Raw genomic sequence first — 5,390 nt, 5'->3', positions numbered from 1 at the left:
ATTCTAAATTCTTGAACATTGCCCTTCCGTCATTTTCCTATTGCTTGCTCGCTCCCGGTTTCGACTCATAATGAGTGTATATCGCTGCCAGCTTAGGTAGGAATTTCAACCTGTTTCATCGTAACACAAAAGTGCTGCCCCTAGAAGAGGGTGGCTTGTTATCCAAAGAGTTTGGTCAATGTCAATATAATTTGGATTTTATCTTCAATTCTCAGGATGAAAAATATTAATTTTTTTGGCAATCAAAAATATTATTTTAGAGTAAACTTTCAATCAGGAATTAAATTTCAAGGTTAATCACTCATAGCGAAGTAGCTTTCCATAGAAATTCTTGGAAAAATCCACATTACGAGTACGATGATAAATAAGCAATACATCGATTAAAGAATCAACAAACTCATAAGTGGCCATTGTTGTATCATAACTAAGTTCCTGATTACCATCAAACTGCATTCGGCAACGAGTTATGTCCGCAGGTAGTATAGAAACATTCCAGGTGATAACAAAAGGGATATTTTCTCCTCCTTCTATATCTCTTGCTCCTTCAAGACTTTTTTGTTTGTAAAGACTAATAGCATGAGCTAGGTATTTACGTCTGTTATCTGGGTAATAGGGAGTGTAAACCGCTACTTCCCCTTTTTCCGCTGGCTTTAATTGATTAATTGACATTCCCTACTCTCCTGAATCAATAGTATCCATGTCCCTGGAAATTCCATTATAGAACCCTGATGGGGGCTATTTAGGGCTTGCTGAAAAAATTGGTTGGTGGGAGTAGGACACGGGGACGCGGAGACACGGGGACGCGGAGATGCAGAGATGGGTCGATTTGTGGGAGAACAGGCAACGGCTTCGGCCATTTTATGTGAAGGAATTTTCTTGAATTTCATCAGTGTTTTGAGGCAAAACTAGGCAATAACATAGGAGATAAACTAAATATAAAAAGCTTTATTACTGTAAGCTATCCTGACTTTTAGCTTTATTCAGCAAACCCTATTTAAGAATATAGAGAAGTATAGGGGAAGTGTTTTGCACTATTAAATTTATTTCATATTAACAGTCTTCCCCTCCACTGTCGGGGTTAGGGGTGGGTTGTCTCCTGACTCCTTCTTCAGTTGCTACATTTTGTCGTGCGGAATGTGGGATATTAATATTTTCTGACGACAAAGAATTAGCCCTGCTGCCAGTAGGGGAATGTGGAGAGTACAGGTCTGATTTGAAGTTAACGTTTCAGCTACCTTTAGCACTACGCAAATAGGTTAGGGCAATTATAAACACTCAAAAGAGCATTATAAAACTTTTGACTTTTAATTTTTGACTTTTGGCTTGTGTATAGCACTATACCCTCTAATTTTTTTGCTTCACAAGACCATATTTATAGTTTTTCAGACGGAATTAGGTTAGTCTCTTAAAAAATAAGAAAATTATTAAAGATCGGATCTTTTAAGATTAATTTAATTATGCCCAATAGTTCTTGGCCCAAAAACGATTATTATAGAGAAACTCAAATTCATCAAAACGATAAATTCTGTAACAAACAGCAAAATAATCAGGCAACTGAAACTCAAAAATGCTTAGACCAGACTCAAATCAAACAACAACAGGAAATGTTAAGTAGTCATCAGAATATTTACGATGGTCGTAGACGTAAAGCAGCACTTATGTCATTTCTTATTTGGACTACTACTATCCTTCTGCACTTACTTTCCTGGGGATATTGGATAATTTTAGGTCTGACAGGTTTACTGTCAGTTCAACTTTTGAGAATACTATTCGCAAAACCAAAACTACCTCCAAAACCTCTATCAGAAGAAAATTCAACAGACTGGCCTTATATCTCTCTGTTAGTAGCAGCTAAAAATGAAGAAGCTGTAATTAGTAAGCTGGTAAAAAATATCTGTACTTTAGATTATCCAACCAATAATTATGAACTTTGGGTAATAGATGACAATAGTACAGATAAAACTCCTGTATTGTTAGAACAGTTGGCCAAAGAATATCAGCAGCTCAATGTTATTCGCAGAAGTCCAGATGCCAGTGGAGGTAAATCAGGCGCTCTTAATACTGCTATACCTTTGATTAGGGGAGAAATTTTAGGAGTGTTTGATGCAGATGCAGAGGTAACACCGGATCTACTCCGAAAGGTAGTACCACTTTTTGCTAGAGAAGAGGTAGGAGCAGTACAAGTTAGAAAAGCGATCGCCAATGCTGGTCTAAATTTTTGGACAAAAGGCCAATCACGAGAAATGGCTCTAGATAGCTTTTTTCAAGAACAACGAATTGCAATTGGTGGTATTGGAGAACTCAGGGGAAATGGCCAATTCGTCCGTTTGAATGCTCTCAAGGAGTGTGGGGGGTGGAATGAACAGACTATTACTGATGATTTAGATTTAACAATTCGCCTACACTTAAATCAATGGGATATAGATTTTCTCAGCTTTCCAGCAGTAATGGAGGAAGGAGTAACTAACCTAACAGCTTTGTGGCATCAACGTTCTCGATGGGCAGAGGGTGGATATCAGCGTTATCTAGATTACTGGCAATTGATTTTGCGTAACCGAATGAGATTTGGTAAGACTTGGGATTTATGGCAATTTTTGGTGACACAATATCTAATATCGGTTGCTGCTGTACCCGATTTACTTATGGCAATAATCTTACGTCGCTTACCTATCACCAGTCCTTTGACTGTGTTTACTGTAACAGTTTCTGTATTGGGAATGTTTATAGGTTTACGTCGAACTAGGAAACAAGAAAAGAGTATAGTTAAAGTTAAAGAAGATAAGTTAGACTGTGTTTCTCAGAAAGAACATCCGTTGTCTATACTACTTACTTTTTTAGAAAGTGTGCTAGGAACTTTTTATATGTTGCATTGGTTTATTGTGATGGGAGCTACTATTACCCGGATGTCTATATTACCTAAGCGACTAAAATGGGTTAAAACAATTCATCAAGGGAATTGGGAAAGTTAAAAAGGTTATTATCCAATTACTTATAGCAATCTTAATTTGAGTTGTCAGATGTAGCGCTCTGCACAAGGCAAAAGTCGGGCATCGAGTTAGTAATTCTGAGGTTTCCTACGGGGCGTATAAAGTACGGAAGTAATTCCGCACACAGCCCCTCCAGAATTTAAGACGCACATCTGACAGTCAAAAGTTAAAAGTAATCCCTGACGCTCGTTTGAGCCTTTATAAATGTCCTAACCTTTGTTTCGACTGCTATATTGTAAATTTTAGGAAATAGAGAATAGGGAACACAGGAGCTGGAAATGAAAAACACTAAAGCAATAAAACGATCGCAAATGATTTAGGATTGCTATAGTTTGATGGTAATTCTATCGACTCTTACTAGCTATCAATAATTTTTTGAACAGATTAAGTATCGGAGATAAAATATATAGCAATCCTATTTCTTAACTATGAAACCTAAATTTGATGTTATTTAATTGAAATCTCGATACTCAAAGTTATAGGTATAACAATTTTTCAGATTTAGAATTGCTAAAATCATTATAGATTAATCAATTGATAGATTTACATAAAAAAATCTACATTATTTCCAATAGTAATATCTATAAAATGAATTATAAAAATCTCGCGCTCGACAAACAGGAATAAATGCAGCATTCTCTGTTTGGAGAAGAAAATTATGCTCCTTAAATATGATTAATCAATAATTGTAGAAAAATTAGATTTTATTTGAACTATTAAGTGTATTTACAAACATAATAACTGCAAAACCTATTAAATAAATATCGGAAAATTTAAAAAAATTATATTATCAACTTAAGAAAATTAAACGTTAAAATTAGTATGGATTTATTAGAATATCAGGCTAAAGCTTTATTTAGTTGGGTAGGAATTCCTGTTTTACCATCTCAAAGAATAGATTATCCTAAAGATTTAAAAAAATTAAAAATACCTTATCCAGTAGTTCTTAAATCTCAAGTTCATGCTGGAGAAAGAAGTAGCTTAGGTGGAATTAAATTTGTTGAAAATACAATTGATGCTGTAGCAGCAGCTCAGGCAATTTTTAATTTGCCGATCAAAGATGAGTATCCAGAAGTTTTATTGGCGGAAGCAAAATATAATGCTAATCAAGAATTATACCTAGCAGTTGTTTTAGATCCAATAGTACGCCGTCCTGTACTTCTCGGTTCAGCACAAGGAGGTATTGATACAGAGACAGCTATGACCAGGATGCAACAGGTAGTTGTTAATCAACAATTTTCCCCTTTTTATGCACGTCGTCTGATGGTAAAAATTGGACTGGAAGGAAAACTAATAGAATTAGTTAGTCATATAGTGGAAAAAATGTATCAATTATTTATAGAAAAGGATTTAGATTTGGTAGAAATTAATCCTCTAGGTGTGAGTCCGACGGGAGAAGTAATGGCTTTAGATGGTAAAGTAAGTGTTAACGATCGTGCTTTAGGTCGTCATTTGGAATTAGTAAATTTAGTAGGTAAAAATATTACGAATAATGATGAAATTCAAGAAAAACAAGTAAGTACAATAGACAAAAATTCTTTATTAATTACAAATAATACCAATGCAGCAGCTAATGAAAAAATTATTCCAGATTATCAACTCAAGTTTACAGAATTACAAGGAAATATCGGAATTTTATGCAATGGTGAAGGTTTAACAATGGCTACTGTTGATTTGGTAATGGAAGCTAATGGAAAACCAGCAAATTTTCTGAATATTAAGTTGGGTGATTATTTGGAGGTCAAAGATAGTTTACGAATAAAAATATTTGCTGCTTTAGATCTAGTTAGTCAAAAGGAAAATGTCAAGGTAGTATTGATTAATTTTTTAGGTATAGTTCAGACAAGCGGTGAGTTGATTACTATAATTTATGAGTATTTGAATAATTTAAAAACTATGAACAAGGATAATATTACGTTTATACTACGTTTATTAGGAGGTGAAGTGAATATAGCGAAAGAACGTTTATCAGGTTTACCAGTAGAGGTAATCGAAAATTTAGAAGATGCAGTTACTAAAGCTGTTTCTTTAAGCTAAGTAGTGTTCAACAATTAATTATTACCGAATAATTAACTAATTAATAATTAAATAATTTTGGTTTAAAGCCTCCCCTTTTAAGGGGAAAAAAGCGGTCGTTTGCTTTGCAACGCTGGCGCGAAAAGCGCAGCGCACCCGTTGGGTGGGATGGCGTTTTGCTCCGCAACATATAAAGCGGGGCGGCTCTGATAAGAGCGGGTCTCCTCGCCATATCCAATCGACCAAGAGAAGAAACAATATTTCCTTATATTCAATTCCGTAGCGGTTAAAACCCGAGGTAATTATCAATTATCCATTAATGAACTCTCCTGTAAAGCGGATAGGATTGAACTTAAGGAAAATATTTTCTTCATAAATGAAGAGGTA

Annotated in this window: 3 protein-coding genes; 2 read left to right on the top strand and 1 reads right to left on the bottom strand. The window is 35.0% G+C overall.

Features of this window, described 5'->3' with window-relative positions; translation table 11 throughout:
* Window positions 1-297: 297 nt before the first annotated feature.
* Window positions 298-669, bottom strand: a complete 372-nt coding sequence (gene ebsA / locus AC3DU7_RS23860) for a type IV pilus biogenesis protein EbsA (protein ID WP_488041789.1) — start codon at window positions 667-669, stop codon at window positions 298-300.
* A 788-nt stretch (window positions 670-1,457) separates the two neighbouring features.
* Here ebsA and AC3DU7_RS23855 point away from each other — a divergent pair.
* Window positions 1,458-2,969: a glycosyltransferase family 2 protein gene (locus AC3DU7_RS23855; protein WP_488041788.1), complete on the top strand. Its 1,512-nt coding sequence runs from the start codon at window positions 1,458-1,460 to the stop codon at window positions 2,967-2,969.
* An 840-nt stretch (window positions 2,970-3,809) separates the two neighbouring features.
* Window positions 3,810-5,024, top strand: a complete 1,215-nt coding sequence (locus tag AC3DU7_RS23850; protein WP_488041787.1) for an ATP-grasp domain-containing protein — start codon at window positions 3,810-3,812, stop codon at window positions 5,022-5,024.
* Window positions 5,025-5,390 lie beyond the last annotated feature (366 nt).

It is taken from the genome of Okeania sp., assembly GCF_983059655.1.
Note: the sequence above shows the minus strand (reverse complement) of the source record. Positions and strands in the feature narration are given on the sequence as shown.

Coding starts and splice junctions, on each gene's coding strand:
- AC3DU7_RS23850 (WP_488041787.1), top strand. CDS start 3,810: ATGGATTTATTAGAATATCAGGCTAAAGCTTTATTTAGTTGGGTAGGA.
- ebsA (WP_488041789.1), bottom strand. CDS start 669: ATGTCAATTAATCAATTAAAGCCAGCGGAAAAAGGGGAAGTAGCGGTT.
- AC3DU7_RS23855 (WP_488041788.1), top strand. CDS start 1,458: ATGCCCAATAGTTCTTGGCCCAAAAACGATTATTATAGAGAAACTCAA.